A 19,358-nucleotide genomic window follows, 5' to 3' on the forward strand; every position below is an offset into this window, starting at 1 on the left:
CATGTCCCGTAACGAACAGCTTTTCGAACGCGCCTGCCGCAGCATCCCCGGCGGCGTCAATTCGCCCGTGCGCGCTTTCCGCTCCGTCGGCGGCACGCCGCGGTTCATCAAGCGCGCGCAAGGCCCGTACGTGTGGGACGCGGACGACAAGCAGTACATCGATTACGTGGGCTCCTGGGGCCCGGCCATCCTGGGCCATTCGCACCCTGAAGTGGTGCGCGCGGTGCAGGAAGCCGCCGTCAACGGCCTGTCGTTCGGCGCCCCCACCGAAGCCGAGATCGAACTGGCCGAAGTGCTGATTTCGCGCCTGCCCTCGCTGGAGCAGGTGCGCCTGGTCAGCTCGGGCACCGAAGCCACCATGACGGCAATCCGCCTGGCGCGCGGCGCCACCGGCCGCGCCAAGATCGTGAAGTTCGAAGGCTGCTACCACGGCCATTCGGACAGCCTGCTGGTCAAGGCCGGTTCGGGCCTCTTGACCTTCGGCAACCCCAGTTCGGCGGGCGTGCCGCCGGAATTCGTGTCGCACACGCTGACGCTTGAATTCAACAACCTGGATGCCGTGCGCCAGGCCTTCGCCCAGCATGGCGCCGACATCGCCTGCATCATCGTCGAGCCGGTCGCCGGCAACATGAACCTGATCAAGCCGGCGGCGGGCTTCCTGGAAGGCCTGCGCGAGGTCTGCACGCAACATGGCGCGCTGCTGATTTTCGACGAAGTGATGACAGGCTTCCGCGTCGGCCCCCAGGGCGTGCAGGGCCTGACCGGCGTCAAGCCGGACATCACCACGCTGGCCAAGGTGATCGGCGGCGGCATGCCGGTGGGCGCCTTCGGCGGCAGCGCTGAAATCATGAAGCACATCGCCCCGCTGGGCGGGGTTTACCAGGCCGGCACGCTGTCGGGCAACCCGGTGGCAGTCGCGGCCGGTCTGGCCACGCTGCGCCTGATCGCGGCGCCCGGCTTCTACGACAAGCTGTCCGCCCAGACCGCCAAGCTGGCCCAGGGCCTGCAAGAACGCGCCCGCGCCGCCGGATTGGCCTTCTCGGCCGATTCCGTGGGCGGCATGTTCGGCATCTACTTCAGCGACCAGGTCCCGACCTCGTTCGCGGAAGTCTCGACGTGCGACACGGCGGCATTCAACCGCTTCTTCCATGCCATGCTGGACCACGGCGTGCATTTCGCGCCGTCCGCGTTCGAAGCGGGCTTCGTCTCGGCCACGCACGATGACGCCGTGATCGCCTCCACGCTGGACATTGCCGAAAAGGTCTTCGCCGCAATGTAAGCGGCGGAGCGGCCGGCTTGAGTCGCCTGACCGGGCGTCCGGCCGGCGCGTTCTGGCTCAGGGCGTCTTGTAGCGCTCGTACAGGGCGGTCACGTCCCTGACATAGGCTTGGGTTTCCGCGTAGGGCGGCACGGCATCGTACTTGCGCACCGCGCCTTCCCCCGCGTTGTAGGCGGCCAGCGCCAGGTCCAGACGGCCCGGGTACTGGTCGATCAGCCGGCGCAGGTGGCGCGACCCCGCCCGCACGTTCGTCGCCGGGTCCACCAGCGCGCGCTCGATATCGTCCACCGACAGCACCGACGCCGCCGTTGCCGGCATCAGCTGCATCAGGCCCAGCGCCCCCTTGGGCGACCGCGCATCGCTGCGGAAGCCCGATTCGATCGCGATGACGGCGGTCAGCAAGGCCCCATCCACGCCCGAATCCTGCGCCGCGCGGGCAATCAGCCCGTCATGGGCGGTGGACGGTTTGGCGTCGCCCCAACGCAAGGCCCGCGAGGTCGGCGCCATCGCGGTCAACCGCGCGCCATCGCCAGCCTGTGGGGGGCAGTCCAGGCAGGCTTTAATGCCGTTGCCCCGCCAGGTGGTCCGGGCTTGCGCGCGCTTGTAATACTTGGCGTAGCCCGTGGGCACCTTCATGGCGCGCCAGACGCCGTACGGATCTTTGTATCGATAGATCTCGCTGGCTTGGGCAGAGCCGGCGGGCGCCAGCGCCAGCGCACCCGCCGCCAAGGCCGCCATTGCCGCCATGCCCCCGGCCCGCGCCGCGAAGGCGCGCAAGGCTGGCAGGAGAGAAAGGGGATGTCGGCGCATGGGGCGGGGCGGAGGCGGCGTCCGAAGACGGGTTGGCGAGCCCCTATGCTGCGGCGATGCACCCGGTTTGTCGCTCGCCCCTACGCCCTAGTCCGGCGCCGCTGCTCGATTTCCCTGTGTAAAACAGGGCCAAAACTACGGCATACGTCGGACGATTACTATAGAATATGTCGCAATATTTCGTTTATTTACCAAATGAATGAACCTGACCGCCGTCGCGCGCCAGGCAGGAGAGGCTGAGATGGACGCAGAAAACACGCTCCAGCTAGTGCTGGATGCCAATACCAACGTCCTGACGGCCATCTATACGCCGCCTCCGCGCCCTGTCGCTGCGCACGAGGACGATGATGGGGGTACCCAAGCAGCCCAAGTGGCCGAGACGGCCGACACGGCCAGCGGCGAGGCCTCCCCCGAACTGGACGCCGACACCGACGTCGCCGTGGATGCCGCCCCCGTCGTCAACCTTGACCTGCCCACCTGGGACACGCTGACCGCCGCCGTCGTCGCGCAAGGCTGGACCACCGAGGCGCTGGACAACCATGCCGTGCTGGCGTTCATCGACCAGTGCCGCAGCGCCGTCGAGCCGGTGCAATTCCCCGTCGGGCAGGTGGTGGACGGCTCGTTCGAGCTGGAACTCGACCCCAGCCGGATGGCCGCGCTGCTGACGCTGCATCCGCCTAAGGGCGGCCAGCCTGTCACCCTGGACGCACTGCGCCACGCCGTGGCCGACCGCGGCATCGTGCATGGCGTGCTGCAACAGGCCATGGCCGAAGCCATTGAGCAGGGCCGCGCCGCCACCGTGATGATCGCCCAGGGCACGCCGCCCACGCGCGGCACGCCGACCCGCTTTGAAAGCCTGCTGGACCGCCTGAAGCCGCGCGCGCAGGAAATCGACGAACTGGCCCAGGTGGATTACCGCGACCTGGGCAGCCTGCTGCTGGTCTCGCCCGGCACGCCGCTGATGCGCCGCGTGCCGCCGCTGCCCGGCGTGGACGGCACCAACGTGCTGGGCGAACCCGTCCTGCCGGACGAAATGCCCGATACCCCCTTCTCCCGGGACATCTCGGGCGTGGAGGTAGACCCGGAAGACCCGTTGCTGCTGCGCGCCACGATCGCCGGCACACCCAAGCTGATCAGCCAGGGCGTGCAGGTCAATCCGATGGTCGAGGTCGACGCCGTCAACCTGTCCACGGGCAACATCACCTTTGAGGGGTCGCTGCAGGTGCGCGGCGACATCGCGGCCACCATGGAAGTCCGCGTGACGGGCGACGTGGTCGTGAACGGCACCATCGAAGCCGCGCTGGTGGAAGCGGGCGGCAGCGTGACCGTCAAGGGCGGCATCATCGGCATGGCCGAGGCCCTGCAGGACGCCGCGGCCACCGCCCGCACCGCCCATATCGTCTGTGGCGGCGCGCTGAAAGCGAAGTTCATCGAAAACGCGATCATCAGCGCCGGGCAGGATGTGGAAGTGGAGCGCGAGATCCGGCAGAGCAGCATCGCCGCCGGCGGCAGCGTGCTGGTCGGCCCGCCGAACACGCAGCAAAGCGCCATCACCGGCGGTCAGACCCGCGCGCTGAATGCCGTGCGCGCGGGCACCATCGGCTCGCCGTCGGGCATCCCCACGATGGTGCAGGCCGGGCTGGATCCGCATGCGGACATCAAACGTTCGGCGCTGACGCGCAAGCGCCTGAAAATGAACGAGGAAAAGGCCAAGCTGGAACAGTTGCTGATGTTCCTGAAGGCCAACCCTCAGCGCGCCCCCGGCGACGTGGTGGAACGCGCCCGCAACACCCACGGCAAGCTCAGCGGCGAACTGCTGGCGCTGGACGCGGAAGAAGCGCAGTTGGTCCGCGACCTGCTGCCGCTGCACACCGCCGTCATCACGGCGACGCGGCGCTTTTGCAGCGGCACGAAGATCCAGTTGGGCAACAAGATGCAGGAGTTCCTGGAAGACCAGGTCGGCGGCAAAGCCGGGCTGGAAGAAGGCGAGATCGTCATCCGCTGACGCAGACGCCAGCAGCGCCAGCCACGGCGCCGGTGAAGGCACCGGGGCAGGCGCGCCCCGGCCCGGATCAGGGCGCCAGTTCCTTGAACCAGACTCGCGGTGAAATGCCGCGGTCTGGCCCCAGGATGGAGAACCCGCCGTCCACCGGGATATCTACACCCGTCATCCAGGACGCGGCATCCGAACACGCGAAGCAAACAGCGGCAGCGATCTCGCTACCCGAACCCACGCGGCCCAGCGGGTGGAAGTGCGCCCCCACCGCGTCAGCCGCCTCGCGCGAACCACCCGACAACTGTTCCACCGACGGCGACCACGTCCAGGCCGGCGACACCGCCAACACGCGCACGCCGGCCGGCGCCAGTTCCACCGCGAAATTCTTGGTGATCTGCAGCAGCGCCGCCTTGGAGGCGGGGTACAGGGCGCGCCCGGCCGCGCCGAACTTGCCGCCCGTGCTGCCCAGGTTCACCACCACGCCGCCGCGCGGCAGGTGCGGCGCCGCAAACTGCGTGAAGATCGCGGCCGACACCAGGTTGGTGTCCAGAGTGCTGTGCCACTCCTCTCGCGAGGACGCCAGGCCGCGGTCCGCGTACTGGCAGGCGTTGTTGACCAGGATGTCCAGCCGGCCGAAGCGCGCCAGCGCGGCGTCGATCGCGTGCTGGATCTGGCTGTCTTGTCCGATGTCGGTCTCGCAGAACAACGCCCGGTCGTCCAGTTCCCGGGCCATCGCCTGGCCCGCCTGGGCGTTGCGCCCGACCAGCACCACGTTCACGCCTGCCGCGGCCAGGCCGCGCGCGATGTCGGCGCCCAAGCCTTGCGTGCTGCCCGTGACGATGGCGGTCTTGCCGGCCAAGCCGGGAAAGCCTGAAAAATCCATGGATAGTCCTTGATCAATGCGGCGCGGCGGCCCAGCGCACAGCATCCGCCACCGAGCCGGTTTGCGCAATCAGCCGCATGCTGGCCAGCGACGCCCGGTGCACGGCCTCGTCGGCCGAGGCGCACGCGTCTTCGGCCACCATCACGTCGAAGCCGATGTCGGCGGCATGGCGCACCGTTCCCTCCACGACCGAATGCGTCGCCACGCCGGCCACCACCAGGCGGCGCGCGCCGATCACCCGCAGCGTTTCCTCCAGCGGGGTGCCGTAGAACGCGCTGATGCGGGTGTGCTTCACGATGAATTCGCGGGGGCTGCCGGCCAACGGTTGCAAGCCCTCGTAGAAGGCGCTGCCCCACTGCCCTTCGGGCACCGCGCCGATCGTCGCCACATTGCGGAAGATCGCGCAGTTGGGCAGCAGGTCGGCGTAGTCGGGCCGGAAGGCGATGCGCACGTGCACGATAGGCAGCGCCTGCGCCCGCGCGCCGTCCAGCAACGCGGCGGCGCTGTCCAGCAGGCGCTGGCGCGCGCCGCGGTCGGCGTCCAGCCCGACGCGGATCTTGCCGTCGGGATGCAGCACGTCGTTCTGGTAGTGCAGCGCCAGCACCGCGGCGTCAACCCCCATCACACGAACACCTCGAACACGTCGTGCGCGTCGTCGCAGTTGACGAGATCCACGCGTTTCATGCGGATGCGCCAGCCGTCGCCTTCGGCGGCCAGCTTGTGGGTGTACCGGCCCGCCAGCTGGCGCGGCTGGCGCTTGCGCCATTCCGTCATCTGGAACGCCGAATGCACCACCAGGTTGCCACCCGCGTCCACGCCTTCAACCTGCACGCCGCCCACCAGCCGCACGCTGCGCGTAGGCGGCTGCTGCGACCAGTTGCGGGGGTGCTCCAGCCGGCGGATGCGCACGTCGCGCAGCATCCGGTCTTCCCAGAACAGCGAAATGTGATCGTACGGGCTTTGCTGGCCCGGCACCCGCGGCATCCAGTACATGCCGTCCGGCGTCCACAGCGACTGCCAGTCGTCGTAGCGCCGTTCGTCCAGCAGCCGCGCCTCGCGGTAGAGGAACTGGGCGATGCGGTGGTAGGCGTCCGCCGGCACGTCGGCCGGCGCCAGGCCGGTGGTGGCGACGTCGAAATCCAGGTCTAGCAACATGCGCCTTCTCCCGTGGCGGGCGCGGTCGACGCCGCGCCGGCTTCCATATAGGTCTTCCAGGCGCGAAACTGGTTGCGCATGGGCAATTCGCTGGTGCCGTTGACGGACACCAGGCCATCGGCGTCGCTGCGGTCGCTGCCGTGGTAGCGGTGCATGCTGACCCATTCGCCGCCGCGCGTGGCGTTACCTTCCTGGCAGCGGTTGTAGAGTTCGATATCGTCCGGCATCACGTTGGACGACGGCGAGTTGATGACGTTGGCATACAGCATGGCGCGCTTGAACACTCCGTCAGGCGCGCCCTTGCAACGGAAGGTCTGGATCTCGATCAGCGTGCGGTCCACGGCGACCGGACGGATCACGCGGAACTGCTGGAACACCGTATGCGGCGAACCGCTGCCGTAGATCACCGTGTTGTGGCGGTTCATGCCCAGGATCTCGCGGGCGCGCTCCTCGCCGTAAGCGGCCGTCAGCGTCTCGAAGTGCGCGCGCGACACCGGATCGCGCTCGGCGGCGCCCGGGTTGAAGATGCCTTCCATATAGCCGTGGCCGTTGTCGTAGGCGCGCAGCTCCAGCTTCTCCCAGAACTCGTAGGGCTCGCCGTTGCCGTCCATGATGTGCAGCTCCAGCGGCATTTCGCCCATTTCCTTGGCCTCGTCGCGGGCCGCGGCATAGGACGATTCATGCGTCACGCGGGCATGCATCGTGTCGTGCAGGTTCTCGTAGAACACCTTCCAGTTCGACCGCTGCATCACTCGGAAGATGCCGCCCGCGACTTCGACCTCGCCCACCGGCGAACGATCGCACAGGTTGTCGATGGACGAGCGCACGCCGCCCAGGAAGTCCGTCAGCGCCGGCCCGTCCTTCGCCTGGCTGGCGAAGACGAAGCCGCGGTAGCTTTCCACGCGGGCCAGCCGGCGCATCGAGAACGTCGGATCCTTCGGGTCGTAGGACGTGCCTTCCAGGCCCTGCTTGAGCGGCACGCCCAGATGGCCGCCGTCCAGCTTGAAGGTCCAGGCGTGGTAGGGGCAGCGGAAGAACTTGCCTACGCAGCCCTCGCCGTCGGCCACGATCTTCGCGCCTTTGTGCGGGCAGCGGTTGTACAGCACATGCACATTGCCGTCTGAGGCGCGCACCATCAGCACGTCCTGGTCGCCCAGCCGGGTGGTGTGGTAGTCGCCCGTCTTGGGCACCTGGCTTTCGTGGCCCACGTAGATCCAGGCGTGGCCGTAGATCCGTTGCATCTCCAGGTCGAAGATGGCCGGATCGGTATAGACGGCGCGGTGCACGCTGTCGCCGCGCACCATCGCGGCCAATTGTTCTTGCGAATAAGACATGTCGGCCTCCTACTTGTTCTCGCTATCTTTCCAACGCGCCATCAGCGTGTTGGACGGCAAGGTCTCGTCCAGCAGCTTCGCCGCCGTTTCACGACCCGCCACGGGCAGGCCCTTGGGGTCCAGCAGGCCCACCTGCACCAGCACGCTGGCCTGGTCCCAGTAGATGTGCTCGTGATAGAGCTTGTCGCCCCGGAACTTCACGATGGCGATCAGCGGGATCTCCACCGGCCGGCCCGTGGGCGCCACGCCCGGCAGCAACCAGTCAATCTCGGTCGTGTGCGTGAAGCAGAACAGCAGTTCGTCCACGATCTGGGTCGCGCCCACCGTGCGCGACAGCGGCACCAGCCGCGTGTCGGGCGGGTTGCTGTTGACGAAATGGTGCTGGTAGAAGCGCGACAGCTCCTTGTGGCCCACGCCGCCCGTCATCGTCGGGATATGGTTCACGTACGGTTCGGCCACCATCGTGGCCATGGTGGCCGCCACATCGCGCGTGCCGAATTCATATTCGCAGTGCTTGTCCCACAAGGCCGAATAATCGAACTCGGGACCGATGGCGCGCTGCAGGGCCGCCATGCTGCGCTGATGCGCCATCAAGGCGGACGGCTTGTCGTAGTGGTCGCCGCCGGTGCGCGCGAACGCGTGATCCATGCCGGGGTACACGTAGAGTTCCACGCCCGGCTTGCCGCCCAGCGCCGCGAGGATGCGCTGGCGCGCCTCGGGCGGACAGAAGCCGTCCTGCTCGGCGATGTGCAGCACCAGGCGGCCGCGCAAGTTGGCGGCTTCTTCCAGGCTGCTTTCGATGCCCACGCCGTAGTAGCCCACCGCCACGTCCACATCGGTGCGGCAGGCGGCCAGATAGGCCAGCTTGCCGCCCAGGCAATAGCCCAGCACGCCCACCCCGCCCTGCTGCTCGGGCAAGCCGCGCAGCACGGCGATCGCGGACGCGATGTCTTTCAAGCCCAGCTCCACGTCAAAGCCCTGGTAGAGCTCGAACGCGCGCGGCATGTCGGCCGGACCATCGGTGAGCTGGATGCCGGGCTGCTGGCGCCAGAACAGGTCGGGCACCACCACCACGTAACCCTCTTCCGCCAGCAACTGCGCCGCGCGGCGCATGAAATCGTTGACGCCGAAGATCTCCTGGCACAGCACCAGGCCGGGGCCGTGGCCCGCAGCCGGCACGGCCACGTAGGCGCCGAAGGACTTGCCATCGTGCGAGGGGATCGTGATCTCGCGCGTCGTGATGTTCAGGGTCATGCGGTTCTCCTGTAAGGCGTGATGCGTATCGCGTGAATCGGGCCGGCCTACTTCATCTGGCACGAAGCGGCGAAGGGGTCCTGGTACTGCGTCAGCACCGTGCCCGTCAGCTTGTTGGCCAGCTTGCCATCCGCGCCCGCCTCGACGACGCGCAGGTAGTAGTTCTGGATCGGATACTGATTGCGGTTGAACTTGAAGTCGCCTCGCACCGACTTGAAGTCCGCACGCCGCAAGGCCGGGCGCAACGCGTCCGCCTCCAGTTTGCCGCCGGTCTGGCGCACGGCGCTGTCCAGCAGCATGGCCGCGTCGTAGCCTTGCGAGGCATACAGCGTCGGGCTGCGGTTATAGGTCTTCTTGAAGTCTTCGACGAACTTGCGGTTGGCCGGGTTGTCCAGGTCGACGGCCCACTGCGAGGTATTGCGCAACCCCTGGATGGGCGCACCCACCGCCGCGATCGTGTCCTCGTCACCCGAAAAGCCGGGCGCCAGCAGCGCGATGTCCTTTGACAGGCCCGCGCCGTTGAACTGTTTGATGAAATTCACGCCCATGCCGCCGGGCAGGAAGAAGAACACCGCGTCCGGCTTGCTGGCGCGCAGCCGCGTGATCTCGACCCCGTAGTCCAATTGGCCGAGCTGGGTGTAGATCTCTTCAGACAGGCCGCCCTTGTACAGGCGCTTGAAGCCGTTCAACGATTCGCGGCCACCGGGATAGTCGGGCGCGATCAGGGCCACGCTTTTGTAGCCTTGGTCGGCGGCGTACTTGCCCATGGCGGCGGGAATGTCCTCGTTCTGCCACGCCACCGCGAAGAAATTCGGATTACAGCCCGCGCCCGCATAGTTTTCCGGCCCGGTATTGGTGCTGAGATAGATCGTCCCCGACTGCAGGATGGCCGGCATCACCGGCAACAGCACGTTCGAAAACACAATGCCCGTCATGATGTCCACGCGGTCGCGCTTGAGCAGGCGCTCTACGGCCTGGCGGCCGGTATCCGCCTTCTGCTGGTCGTCGGCCACCACCACTTCCGCCGGCAGCCCGCCCAGCTTGCCGCCCGTATGCTGCAGCGCCAGATTGAAGCCGTCGCGGATCTCGTTGCCCAGCGCCGAGCCCGGCCCGGACAGCGTGGTCAGCAACCCCACCTTGACCTTGTCGGCCGCCGAGGCCCCCGCCGCCGCCGCCATGCAGACCAACGCGGCCAGCGCGCGCCGGCTCCAGAGATTTCGATTCATGAGCCACCCCGTTTCCACCGCCAGCCGCGCTGGCGGAAAGCTGACAGATCCCGTCTGCCGTCGGTTCATGCGTGCTGCCGATCCACGTCGCCTCCCAGCGTATGCCGCCAAGGCGCTCCGCTCTATCCGAATATGGTCGGTTTTATCCGGGATTCACTTAATTCCCAAGCCGGGACGATTAAATTACTCTGGCCGCAGATACGGGAGCGTTCCCGTCCCGGAGGCATCCATGCACGGCTGGTCCCGACTCACGCTTGCGCCCTTGCTCAAACGGCGCGTGTTCAGCTCCACCCAGCAGGACGAGACCCGCACGCTCGTGTCCGAAGCATTGAAGGAACACCGACTGACCTGGAAGGGCGGCCGCGTGGACGCCGAACTGAACCGGGGCCGCTTCGGCTCCTTGACGGTCTGTACGTTGCGCTACGGCGCCGAAGTCCACATCGAACCCGACCGCCTGCAGGACTTCATGCTGGTGCAAGTGCCGCTGCGCGGCCGCGCCTGCATCGACTGCGGCGACGAGCGCGTGAACGCCAACCCCGATTGCGCCGCCGTCATCGCCCCCAACCGCCCGCTGCGGCTGCACTGGGAAGCAGGCTGCGAACAACTGCTGCTGAAGATCCCCCGCGGCAAACTGGAAGCCATCGGCCGGCACGCCTTCGGCGACGCCGCCACCCGCCCGCTGGACTTCAGCCCCGCGCTACGCCTGGACACCCCTATCGGCGCCGTCTGGCGCAGCATGATGAGCGCCCTTATTCATCTCTTGCCCACCCTGGACGACGGCGCCCCTCGCCCGCCCGCCGCGTGGCTGGAACACATGGAAGACAGCCTGATCCTGCACCTGCTCTACAACCAGCCCAACACCTGGCAGACCCAGTCCGGCCAAACCCCGGCCATCCCGCGCCGCCTGACGCTGGCCGAAACCTACATGCGCGACCACCTGGCCGCCCCCCTCACTCTGACCGACATCGCCCGCCACGCCGGCGCCAGCGCCACCGCCCTGACCCGCCTGTTCCAGGAACACCGCGACACCACCCCCATGAACGCGCTACGCGCGCTGCGGCTGGACACGGCAAGGCAAAAGCTGAAGACAAACGCCACCGCCAGCGTGACCGAGGTTGCGCTGGGCGTCGGGTTTGGACATCTGGGAAGGTTTTCGGAGTATTACCGGGAACGCTTCGGCGAATTGCCGAGGGAGACGCGACGCGGTTGATGGGGTCGCCGTACGGGGGTGCCACGTACGACGGACCCGTAACGCCACGACGCAAGACGATGCGTAAGCGCCACGAGGCCGCCCCCGCGCCGGGCGTCAAAAGAACCCGCCCCCCGCCTCCCGTCAAAGCATCAAGCCGCCGGCACCACAGCCGTCACTTCAATCTCCACCTTGGCCCGATCCTCAACCAGATCCGCCACTTCCACCGCCGTCATCGCCGGAAAATGCCGGCCGATGAACTCGCGGTAGTGTTTTCCGATCGCCGGATACGCCGCCACGTACGCGTCCTTGTCCGTGACATACCAAGTCATCCGCACGATATGCTCAGGCTTGGCGCCGCCCTCGGCCAGGATGGCCACGATGTTCGACAGCGTCTGGCGGACCTGGTCCGCCAAGTCATCCGATTCGAACTGCTGCTGGCCATTCCACCCCACCTGCCCGCCCACGAACACGAGCTTGCTGCCCACCGTCATTTCGGTCAGCACGCCATTCGAATAGCCCCGGGGCGCCATCCAATCCGGCGGTTGCAGAATCTTCATAACGTCTCATCCTATTTTTAAGAAAACAAACTACAGGGTGGCCCGCGCCGCTTACGCCGCGCCGGCCAGATAATCCTGCATGCGTTCCCGCAAGTCCGCAGGCAGCGGCATCGACTTCATCGTCCGCAAATCCACTGTCACGATCGTCAGCGTCGCCGACAACCGCAACTGGCCGTCAGGCCCTTCGAAACGCACCAGCGCCTTGAACGACGCCCCGCCGATGCGCTGCACCTCCAGCGTCTGGCGCAAGCGTTCGTGCCAGCGGCTGGGCGCACTGAAATCGCACGTCACCGACGCCATCGGCGTGCCGATGTGACGATCCACATGCAGCGCGTGGAACGGCAGCCCCATGCCCTTGTCGAACCATTCTTCGACAAAGTCGTTGATCATCTCGAAATAGCGCGGGTAGAAGACAATGCCCGCCGGGTCACAATGACGGAAGCGGACTTCTACCTGGCTGATGAAAGGAGCGGCCATGATGATTTCCCGGTTGCCAGTTCAAGCCATCTTGCGCAGCGCGAAACGTTGCAGCTTGCCCGTTTCGGTACGGGGCAGCGCCGCCACGAATTCGATCGCGCGCGGGTATTTGTAAGGCGCGATGCTGGCCTTCACGAAAGTCTGCATCGCCGCCACGAGTTCATCGCTGGGCGCATAGCCCGGTTTCAGCACGACAAACGCCTTGACCAGCTGTCCGCGCTCGTCGCACGGCGCGCCCACCACGCCGCACTCCGCCACGGCCTCGTGGCGCAGCAGCGCGTCCTCGACTTCCGGACCGGCAATGTTGTAGCCCGCCGACACGATCATGTCGTCATTGCGCGCCTGGTAGAACAGATAGCCTTCGTCGTCCTGCATGAAGGTGTCGCCTGGCAGGTTCCAGCCGCTCTGCACGAAGCGGCGCTGGCGCTCGTCGGCCAGGTAGCGGCAGCCGGTCGGCCCCTTGACGGCCAGCCGGCCCACCGTGCCGTTGGGCACCGGATTCATCTCGTCGTCCACCACCTGCGCCACATAGCCCGGGACGACCTTTCCAATGGCACCCCGTTTGACCGACTCCGGCGGGCTGGACACGAACACGTGGATCATTTCCGTGCCGCCAATGCCGTCGATCATCTCGATGCCGCTGGCCTGCTTCCACAGTTGGCGGGTGGCGTCCGGCAAGGCTTCCCCGGCCGACACGCTTTTCTTCAACGACGACAGGTCGAACTTGCCGACCAGCGCCGCCATCTGGCGGTAGAACGTGGGCGCGGTGAAGACGATGGTGGCGCGAAAGTCCTGGATCAGTTCCAACAGGCTTTCCGGCGTCAGTTTTTCGGCCAGCACCGTGCTGGCGCCCACGCGCAGCGGGAAGCACAGCAAGCCGCCCAGGCCAAACGTGAAAGCCAGCGGCGGCGTGCCGCAGAAAATGTCGTCCGGCCCCGGCTTGATGACGTGCTTGGGGAACAGGTCGCACATCGCCAGCACATCGCGGTGGAAGTGCATGCAGCCCTTGGGCGAACCCGTCGTGCCGCTGGTGAACGCAATCAGGCACACGTCGTCGGCCGCCGTATCGCAGGCCGCGTAATCGTCCGGCTTGGCCGCGGCCAGCGCGTCCAGCGCATCCGGCGCCGCGTCATTGAAAACCATGATCTGCGACAAGCCGGCGCAATGGTGCTCGTGGCCAGGCTGCGCGCAGAACAGGGCCTCGTCCTTCAGACGGGCATCGCACAGCACCGCCTGGATCTCCGCCTTCTCGATGATCTGCTTGAGCTCTTTGGCACGCAGCAGCGGCATCGTGGGCACCGTCACCAGGCCCGCCTTGATCGCCGCCAGCCAGGATGCCGCCATCATCGGGTTGTTCGGCCCGCGCAACAGCAGACGGTTGCCGGCGACAAGCTTCATGTCCTCGGTCAGCACGCGCGCGATGCGGTTCGTCAACGCGGCCAGTTCCCGGTAGGTCATCGTGGCCGGCTTGCCGTCCTGGCGCCAGCGCAGCGCGACACGCTCGCCGAAGCCGCGGTCGACCATGGCGTCGACGAGTTCGACGGCGCAATTGAACCGCTTCGGATAGGCCACGTCGGGGCCGTCCAGCAGGAATTCTGGCCATTGGTCGCCCGGGGGCAGATTGTCCCGGGCGAAAGTGTCGATGTGGGCGGAGCTTTCCATGTAATTCCCCTTGCGATGCGGTGCGGTGTGGTTGGCGTTGCAAAATGGCCAGGGCTCGATGGCCCCTTATGCCTTCAGCAATTCACGGGCGATGATCAACTTCTGCACTTCGGTGGCGCCTTCGTAGATACGCAGCGCTCTGATTTCCCTGTAAAGCTTCTCCACCGGCATCCCCGACACCACCCCCGCGCCCCCGAACATCTGGAGCGCGCGGTCGATCACGGTCTGCGCCGATTCCGTGGCCATCATCTTGGCCATCGCCGCTTCACGCGTGGTGCGCAGCTTTTGCACGTCGCGCATCCACGCGGCGCGGTACGTCAACAGCGCCGAGGCGTCGATGGCGGTCGCCATGTCGCCCAGCGCGGCTTGCGTCAGTTGCAGGTCGGCCAGCGTCTGGCCGAACATGCGGCGCGACTTGGCGCGCGCCAAACCTTCATCCAGCGCCCGGCGGGCAAAACCCAGCGCGGCCGCCGCCACCGATGCGCGGAAAATATCCAGCGTCATCATGGCCAGCTTGAAACCCTGGCCCGCGTCGCCCAGGCGATGCGACACCGGGATGCGGCAGTTGTCGAACGTGATCGTGGCCAGCGGATGCGGCGCGATCAGTTCGATGCGTTCGCTGACCTCGAAGCCCGGCGTGTCGGCATCCACGACGAAGGCACTGATGCCGCGCGCGCCCGGCGCCTCGCCGGTGCGGGCGAAGACGACGTAGAAATCGGCGATGCCGCCGTTGGAAATCCAGGTCTTGGCGCCGTTCAGCACATAGTGGTCGCCGTCCAGCTTCGCTTCGCAAGCCAACGCGGCGACGTCCGACCCGGCGTCGGGTTCGGACAGCGCAAAGGCGGCGATCTTCTCGCCGCTTGCCACGCGCGGCAGGTAGCGTTGACGCAATTCGTCTGTGCCCATCAGCGAGATGGCACCACTGCCCAGGCCCTGCATCGCAAACGCGAAATCGGCCAGCCCTTCATGGCGGGCAAACGTTTCGCGCAGGATGCAGACGGCGCGGGAATCCACCTCCGGCAACGCGCCGCCCCAGGCGCCGCCGGGACCGCCCGCGACCGCGTAGCGCAGCCAGCCGGCCTGGCCCATGGCCTTGACCAGCTTCTTGCACGCCGCATCCGCGTCGTGATGATCCACGTCGCCCAGCGACTTTTCGCACCAGGCGTCGACGTCACGGGCCAGCTTGCGGTGCGCGTCGTCGAAAAAGGGCCAGTCGAGCCAGCTAGCGTCACGCATCATCAGTTCCCCTCGAAGACCGGCTTCTGCTTGGCCACGAAGGCCTCGTAGGCGCGGTGGAAGTCGCGCGTCTGCATGCAGATGGCCTGCGCCTCGGCTTCGGCCTCGATGGCTTCGTCCACGCCCATGTTCCATTCCTGATGCAGCAGCTTCTTGGTGACGCCGTGCGCGAACGTCGGGCCCGCGGCCAGTTGCGCGGCCAGTGTCTGCGCGGCTTCGCCCAGCTTGTCGGCGTCGTGCAGGGCATTGAAAAAGCCCCAGCTGGCGCCCTCGTCGGCCGTCATGGCGCGGCCGGTGTACAGCAGTTCGGACGCGCGTCCCTGGCCGATCATGCGCGGCAGCAAAGTGCACGCGCCCATGTCGGCGCCCGCCAGGCCCACCCGCGTGAACAGGAAGGCGGTACGCGCGGCCGGTGTGCCCAGGCGCATGTCGGCGGCCAGCGCCACCATCGCGCCGGCGCCGGCGCAAACGCCGTCCACCGCGGCCACGATGGGCTGCGGGCAGGCGCGCATGGCCTTGACCAGATCGCCCGTCATGCGGGTGAAGTCCAGCAGTTCGGGCATGGTCATCTTGGTCAGGGGGCCGATGATCTCGTGTACATCGCCGCCCGAGCAGAAGTTGCCGCCCGCGCCCGTCACCACCACGACCTTGACGTCGGTGGCATACACCAGCGAACGGAACAGGTCGCGCAGTTCGGCGTAGGAATCGAACGTCAACGGGTTCTTGCGTTCCGGCCGGTTCAAGGTGACCGTTCCGATCTTGCCATCGGCCGACACCTGCCACAGGAACGTCTTGGCCTGATAGCCGGCCAGCGGACGCTTGTGGTGCTTCATGGTGTGCTCTTCGGACTGGGTGCTCATGGTGTCTCCGTTCGTTATCCTGGGTGGGTGGGACGCGCCGGCCTCAGCCGGTCATCACTTCGCCGCCGTCCACGGCGATGGCCTGGCCGTTGATGGAGGCGGACGCCGGCAGCGCCAGCCAGGCCACCGTCTCGGCCACTTCCTCGGGCTGCACCAGGCGGCCCTGCGGGTTGCGCTCGGCCAGCTTGGCCCGGGCGGCTTCCGGCGTCATGCCGGTCTTGTCCACAATGTTCGTCACCGCGCCGCGCACGATGTCGGTTTCGGTGTAGCCGGGGCACACCGCATTCACGGTGACGCCCTTTTGCGCGGTTTCCAGCGCCAGCGACCGGGTCAACCCGATCACGCCGTGCTTGGCGGCGCAATAGGCGCTGACATAGCCGTACCCGATCAGCCCCGCCGTGCTGGCCACGTTGATCACCCGCCCCCACTTTTCCTGCAGCATGCCGGGCAACGCCGCCTGGATGCAGTGGAAGGTGCCGGTCAGGTTGACGGCGATCATCTGCTGCCACAGCGCGGAATCGGTGCGATCGAAACGCTGGCTCACGGCCTGGCCGGCGTTGTTCACCAACACCAGCACCGGGCCGAATTCCACTTCGGCTTGCGCGAAGGCCGCGCGCACCGATGCTTCGTCGGCGATGTCCGCGCTGACGGTCTGCACCTGGCCCAGGCTGGCCAGGCTGTCGGCGGCGGCGTCCAGCGACGCGCCGTCGCGGCCCAGCAGCGTGACGCGCGCGCCGCGCGCCAAGAGCGCGCGCGCGCTGGCCAGGCCAATACCGCGGGCGCCGCCCGTCACCAGCGCGTGGCGTCCGGCGAGGGGTTGCGGGGTTGTCGTCATTTGATATCCAGTTGCGCCATCGCGGCGGCGCGTTCAAAGTTGGTTTCCAGCTGGCGCTTGCCGGCGAAATACTGGCTGGGCCATGCCACGTCGGTGTAGCCCACTCGCGCCGCTTCGCGCAGCGTCCAGGAGGCGTCGGCCAGATGGGGACGCGCCAGGGCGCACAGGTCGGCGCGGCCCGAAGCAATGATGCCGTTGGCGTGGTCGGCCTCGAAGATGGCGCCCACCGCGATGGTGGGGATGCCGGCTTCGTTGCGCACGCGGTCGGCGAACGGGGTCTGGAACATGCGGCCGTAGACGGGCTTTTCTTCCTTGCTGACCTGGCCCGAGGAGCAATCGATCATGTCGGCGCCGGCAGCCTTGAAGTGGCGCGCGATCTCCACCGCATCGTCGGCGGTAATGCCGCCTTCGACCCAGTCGCTGGCGGAAATCCGCACGGACATCGGCTTGTCTTCGGGCCACACGGCGCGCACGGCGTGGAAGACCTCCAGCGGGAAGCGCAGGCGGTTCTCAAGGCTGCCGCCGTATTCGTCTTCACGGTGGTTGGTCAGCGGCGAAATGAAGCTGGACAGCAGGTAGCCGTGCGCGCAGTGCAGTTCCAGCCAGTCGAAGCCGGCTTCGGTGGCGCGGCGGGCGGCGGCGACGAAGTTGTCGCGCACCTGGTCCATGTCGTCGCGCGTCATGGCACGTGGCGTCTGCGACACGCCGTCGATGTAGGGCAAGGCGGAGGCCGACAGCAGCGGCCAGTTGCCTTCGGTCAAGGGGTGGTCGATCTTCTGCCAGCCGAGCTGGGTGGACCCCTTGCGGCCGGCGTGGCCCAACTGCACGCCGATGCGGGCGTCGCTGTTGCCATGCACAAAATTGACGATGCGGGCGAAGGCCTGGGTCTGCTCGTCGTTCCACAGGCCCGGGCAGCCCGGGGTGATGCGGCCATCGGGCGACACGCAGGTCATTTCAACCATGACCAGGCCGGCCCCGCCCATGGCGCGCGCGCCCAGGTGGACCAGATGGAAGTCGCCCGGCACGCCGTCCGCGCAGGAGTACATGGCCATCGGCGACACCAGGATGCGGTTCTTCAGCCGCACGCCGCGCACCTGGTAGGGCGTCAACATCGGGATGGCGGGACGCTTGCCGGCCGCCGCCGGCGCGCCAGCGCGCTCCGCGATCCAGCGTTCGAAGCCTTCCAGCCAGGCGGGGTCGCGCAGGCGCAGGTTCTCGTGCGAGATGCGCTGCGAACGGGTCAGCAGTGAATAGGCGAATTGCTCGGGTTCCAGTTCCGCGTAGCGTTCGACGTTCTCGAACCATTCGGTAGAGTTGCGGGCAGCGTTCTGGATCTTCAGCACTTCCACGCTGCGGACTTCCTCGTAGTGCTTCAGGCCGGCTTCCACGCTGCCTTCCGCGCCGCTCAAGCAACGCGCAAGCTCGATGGAGTCTTCCAGCGCCAATTTGGTGCCAGAGCCGATAGAGAAGTGGGCGGTGTGGGCGGCGTCGCCCATCAGTACGACGGGCACGCGGCGCTGGCCGCGGGCGGTTTCCAGCGTGTTCCAGTGGACCCAGGTGTTGCAGATGACGCGCGGGAAGCGGATCCAGATGGCCGAGCCGCGCAAGTGCGAGGCGTTGCTGATCAGCGCATTGCCGTCCAGCCAGGGCGCGAACAGCTTTTCGCAATAGGCAATGCCCTCTTCCTGGCTCATCTGCTCGATGCCGGCGGCCTGCCAGGTCTCTTCGGGCGTTTCCACGATGAAGGTGGACATGCCGTCTTCGTAGCGATAGGCGTGGGCCTGGAACCAGCCGTGCTCAGTCTGCACGAAGGCGAAGGTGAAGGCGTCGAACACTTTTTTGGTGCCCAGCCAGACGAAGCGGCAGCGGCGCTGGTCGATGTCGGGATGGAAGGTGTCGGCGTAACGGGTACGGATCTGGCTGTTGATGCCGTCGGAGGCGATGACGAGGTCGGCGTCGTACTCTCGAGCGATGGCCTGGTCGTCCTGGACGAAGTTCTCGAACACCAGTTTGACGCCGACGTCTTCGCAACGCGCCTGCAGGATGTTCAGCAGTTTCTTGCGCCCGATGCCGATGAAGCCGTGCCCGCTGCTGCGGATGCTGCGGCCCTTGAAGTGGATGTCGATGTCGTCCCAATGGTTGAACGCGTCACCGATGGTCTGGGCGGAAACGGGGTCTGCTTCGCGCAGGTTCTGCATGGTGGCGTCCGAAAACACCACGCCCCAGCCAAACGTATCGTAGGGCCGGTTGCGTTCGATGACGGTGATCTCGTTCGCGGGATTCTGCAATTTCATCAGCAGACCGAAATACAGGCCGGCGGGACCGCCGCCGATGCAGACTATTTTCATTGCCGTATACGCTCCGAGGTACGCGACAGTCGCTCGTTTATCGGGAGCGGGGCGCCGCGGATATTTAGGTCTGGATAGTTTAGGCTTGAAATATATACCTGAAGTGGGGGGATCGCAAATGGGGGAAATCTATTAGGTCTTTGGGGAAATGGGGACGGTATTAGGGCACGGCGGAGTGGGGGGAGTGCTTCTTGGGGAGGCCTTGGTCTTCTTGGGGAGGCCTTAGTTTTCTTGGGACGCTCGTCACCGGGGTC

The 19,358-nt window shown here is 66.8% G+C and carries 17 protein-coding genes; 3 read left to right on the plus strand and 14 right to left on the minus strand.

All coding sequences use genetic code 11. The annotated features are described in order from the left end of the window. The first annotated feature begins 1 nt into the window (after position 1). Entirely contained in the window at positions 2-1,279 is a 1,278-nt protein-coding gene (gene hemL / locus HG262_RS18060; protein ID WP_169272320.1) for a glutamate-1-semialdehyde 2,1-aminomutase, read from the plus strand. A 57-nt stretch (positions 1,280-1,336) separates the two neighbouring features. On the opposite strand, the gene HG262_RS18065 is transcribed toward hemL, so the two are convergent. Then, complete coding sequence (locus HG262_RS18065) at positions 1,337-2,089, minus strand: lytic transglycosylase domain-containing protein (RefSeq protein WP_169272321.1); 753 nt, start codon at positions 2,087-2,089, stop codon at positions 1,337-1,339. Positions 2,090-2,330: 241 nt separating this feature from the next. Between HG262_RS18065 and HG262_RS18070 the strand changes: the two genes are divergently transcribed. Continuing rightward, the gene (locus HG262_RS18070; protein ID WP_169272322.1) at positions 2,331-4,094 is read left to right on the plus strand and encodes a FapA family protein; all 1,764 of its coding nucleotides are present in this window, start codon (positions 2,331-2,333) and stop codon (positions 4,092-4,094) included. A gap of 67 nt (positions 4,095-4,161) precedes the next feature. Here the strand turns inward: HG262_RS18070 and HG262_RS18075 are convergent, their stop codons facing one another. The 6 genes from HG262_RS18075 to HG262_RS18100 are packed head-to-tail and all read right to left on the minus strand — an operon-like array spanning position 4,162 to position 9,937. Next, a complete protein-coding gene (locus tag HG262_RS18075; protein WP_169272323.1) occupies positions 4,162-4,968 on the minus strand; it encodes an SDR family oxidoreductase in 807 nt (268 codons plus the stop codon). A gap of 13 nt (positions 4,969-4,981) precedes the next feature. Beyond that, a complete protein-coding gene (locus HG262_RS18080; RefSeq protein WP_169272324.1) occupies positions 4,982-5,590 on the minus strand; it encodes an isochorismatase family cysteine hydrolase in 609 nt (202 codons plus the stop codon). Beyond that, positions 5,590-6,123, minus strand: a complete 534-nt coding sequence (locus tag HG262_RS18085) for an aromatic-ring-hydroxylating dioxygenase subunit beta (protein ID WP_169272325.1) — start codon at positions 6,121-6,123, stop codon at positions 5,590-5,592. The genes HG262_RS18080 and HG262_RS18085 overlap by 1 nt, the downstream gene beginning before the upstream one ends. Then, positions 6,114-7,457, minus strand: a complete 1,344-nt coding sequence (locus HG262_RS18090; protein WP_169272326.1) for an aromatic ring-hydroxylating dioxygenase subunit alpha — start codon at positions 7,455-7,457, stop codon at positions 6,114-6,116. The genes HG262_RS18085 and HG262_RS18090 overlap by 10 nt, the downstream gene beginning before the upstream one ends. A gap of 9 nt (positions 7,458-7,466) precedes the next feature. Further along, positions 7,467-8,711: a dienelactone hydrolase family protein gene (locus HG262_RS18095; RefSeq protein WP_169272327.1), complete on the minus strand. Its 1,245-nt coding sequence runs from the start codon at positions 8,709-8,711 to the stop codon at positions 7,467-7,469. A 47-nt stretch (positions 8,712-8,758) separates the two neighbouring features. Continuing rightward, positions 8,759-9,937, minus strand: coding sequence for an ABC transporter substrate-binding protein (locus HG262_RS18100; RefSeq protein WP_169272328.1), 1,179 nt, complete (start codon positions 9,935-9,937; stop codon positions 8,759-8,761). A gap of 229 nt (positions 9,938-10,166) precedes the next feature. Here HG262_RS18100 and HG262_RS18105 point away from each other — a divergent pair, with 229 nt between their 5' ends. Continuing rightward, on the plus strand, positions 10,167-11,147 hold the full coding sequence (locus tag HG262_RS18105; protein ID WP_169272329.1) for an AraC family transcriptional regulator: 981 nt from the start codon (positions 10,167-10,169) through the stop codon (positions 11,145-11,147). A gap of 131 nt (positions 11,148-11,278) precedes the next feature. Here HG262_RS18105 and HG262_RS18110 read toward each other — a convergent pair whose 3' ends face one another. From HG262_RS18110 to HG262_RS18140, 7 genes are all read right to left on the minus strand, one after another. Then, complete coding sequence (locus HG262_RS18110) at positions 11,279-11,686, minus strand: RidA family protein (RefSeq protein ID WP_050447060.1); 408 nt, start codon at positions 11,684-11,686, stop codon at positions 11,279-11,281. Between the two features lie 51 nt (positions 11,687-11,737). Beyond that, positions 11,738-12,163, minus strand: coding sequence for a thioesterase family protein (locus HG262_RS18115; RefSeq protein WP_169272330.1), 426 nt, complete (start codon positions 12,161-12,163; stop codon positions 11,738-11,740). A 21-nt stretch (positions 12,164-12,184) separates the two neighbouring features. Continuing rightward, complete coding sequence (locus HG262_RS18120) at positions 12,185-13,825, minus strand: AMP-binding protein (RefSeq protein ID WP_169272331.1); 1,641 nt, start codon at positions 13,823-13,825, stop codon at positions 12,185-12,187. Positions 13,826-13,891: 66 nt separating this feature from the next. Next, entirely contained in the window at positions 13,892-15,061 is a 1,170-nt protein-coding gene (locus HG262_RS18125) for an acyl-CoA dehydrogenase family protein (RefSeq protein ID WP_169272369.1), read from the minus strand. A 2-nt stretch (positions 15,062-15,063) separates the two neighbouring features. Continuing rightward, the gene (locus HG262_RS18130; RefSeq protein ID WP_169272332.1) at positions 15,064-15,921 is read right to left on the minus strand and encodes an enoyl-CoA hydratase family protein; all 858 of its coding nucleotides are present in this window, start codon (positions 15,919-15,921) and stop codon (positions 15,064-15,066) included. Between the two features lie 43 nt (positions 15,922-15,964). Continuing rightward, entirely contained in the window at positions 15,965-16,756 is a 792-nt protein-coding gene (locus HG262_RS18135; RefSeq protein WP_169272333.1) for an SDR family NAD(P)-dependent oxidoreductase, read from the minus strand. Then, positions 16,753-19,104 (minus strand): bifunctional salicylyl-CoA 5-hydroxylase/oxidoreductase, encoded by a 2,352-nt coding sequence (locus HG262_RS18140; protein WP_169272334.1) that lies wholly within the window; start codon positions 19,102-19,104, stop codon positions 16,753-16,755. Before HG262_RS18140 ends, HG262_RS18135 begins: the two co-directional genes overlap by 4 nt. Between the last annotated feature and the right edge of the window lie 254 nt (positions 19,105-19,358).

Source organism: Achromobacter sp. Bel, from assembly GCF_012928505.1.
Taxonomy (GTDB): domain Bacteria; phylum Pseudomonadota; class Gammaproteobacteria; order Burkholderiales; family Burkholderiaceae_B; genus Achromobacter.

Coding starts and splice junctions, on each gene's coding strand:
- HG262_RS18125 (WP_169272369.1), bottom strand. CDS start 15,061: ATGCGTGACGCTAGCTGGCTCGACTGGCCCTTTTTCGACGACGCGCAC.
- HG262_RS18090 (WP_169272326.1), bottom strand. CDS start 7,457: ATGTCTTATTCGCAAGAACAATTGGCCGCGATGGTGCGCGGCGACAGC.
- HG262_RS18075 (WP_169272323.1), bottom strand. CDS start 4,968: ATGGATTTTTCAGGCTTTCCCGGCTTGGCCGGCAAGACCGCCATCGTC.
- HG262_RS18100 (WP_169272328.1), bottom strand. CDS start 9,937: ATGAATCGAAATCTCTGGAGCCGGCGCGCGCTGGCCGCGTTGGTCTGC.
- HG262_RS18140 (WP_169272334.1), bottom strand. CDS start 19,104: ATGAAAATAGTCTGCATCGGCGGCGGTCCCGCCGGCCTGTATTTCGGT.
- HG262_RS18110 (WP_050447060.1), bottom strand. CDS start 11,686: ATGAAGATTCTGCAACCGCCGGATTGGATGGCGCCCCGGGGCTATTCG.
- HG262_RS18085 (WP_169272325.1), bottom strand. CDS start 6,123: ATGTTGCTAGACCTGGATTTCGACGTCGCCACCACCGGCCTGGCGCCG.
- hemL (WP_169272320.1), top strand. CDS start 2: ATGTCCCGTAACGAACAGCTTTTCGAACGCGCCTGCCGCAGCATCCCC.
- HG262_RS18120 (WP_169272331.1), bottom strand. CDS start 13,825: ATGGAAAGCTCCGCCCACATCGACACTTTCGCCCGGGACAATCTGCCC.
- HG262_RS18065 (WP_169272321.1), bottom strand. CDS start 2,089: ATGCGCCGACATCCCCTTTCTCTCCTGCCAGCCTTGCGCGCCTTCGCG.
- HG262_RS18135 (WP_169272333.1), bottom strand. CDS start 16,756: ATGACGACAACCCCGCAACCCCTCGCCGGACGCCACGCGCTGGTGACG.
- HG262_RS18105 (WP_169272329.1), top strand. CDS start 10,167: ATGCACGGCTGGTCCCGACTCACGCTTGCGCCCTTGCTCAAACGGCGC.
- HG262_RS18070 (WP_169272322.1), top strand. CDS start 2,331: ATGGACGCAGAAAACACGCTCCAGCTAGTGCTGGATGCCAATACCAAC.
- HG262_RS18130 (WP_169272332.1), bottom strand. CDS start 15,921: ATGAGCACCCAGTCCGAAGAGCACACCATGAAGCACCACAAGCGTCCG.
- HG262_RS18095 (WP_169272327.1), bottom strand. CDS start 8,711: ATGACCCTGAACATCACGACGCGCGAGATCACGATCCCCTCGCACGAT.
- HG262_RS18115 (WP_169272330.1), bottom strand. CDS start 12,163: ATGGCCGCTCCTTTCATCAGCCAGGTAGAAGTCCGCTTCCGTCATTGT.
- HG262_RS18080 (WP_169272324.1), bottom strand. CDS start 5,590: ATGGGGGTTGACGCCGCGGTGCTGGCGCTGCACTACCAGAACGACGTG.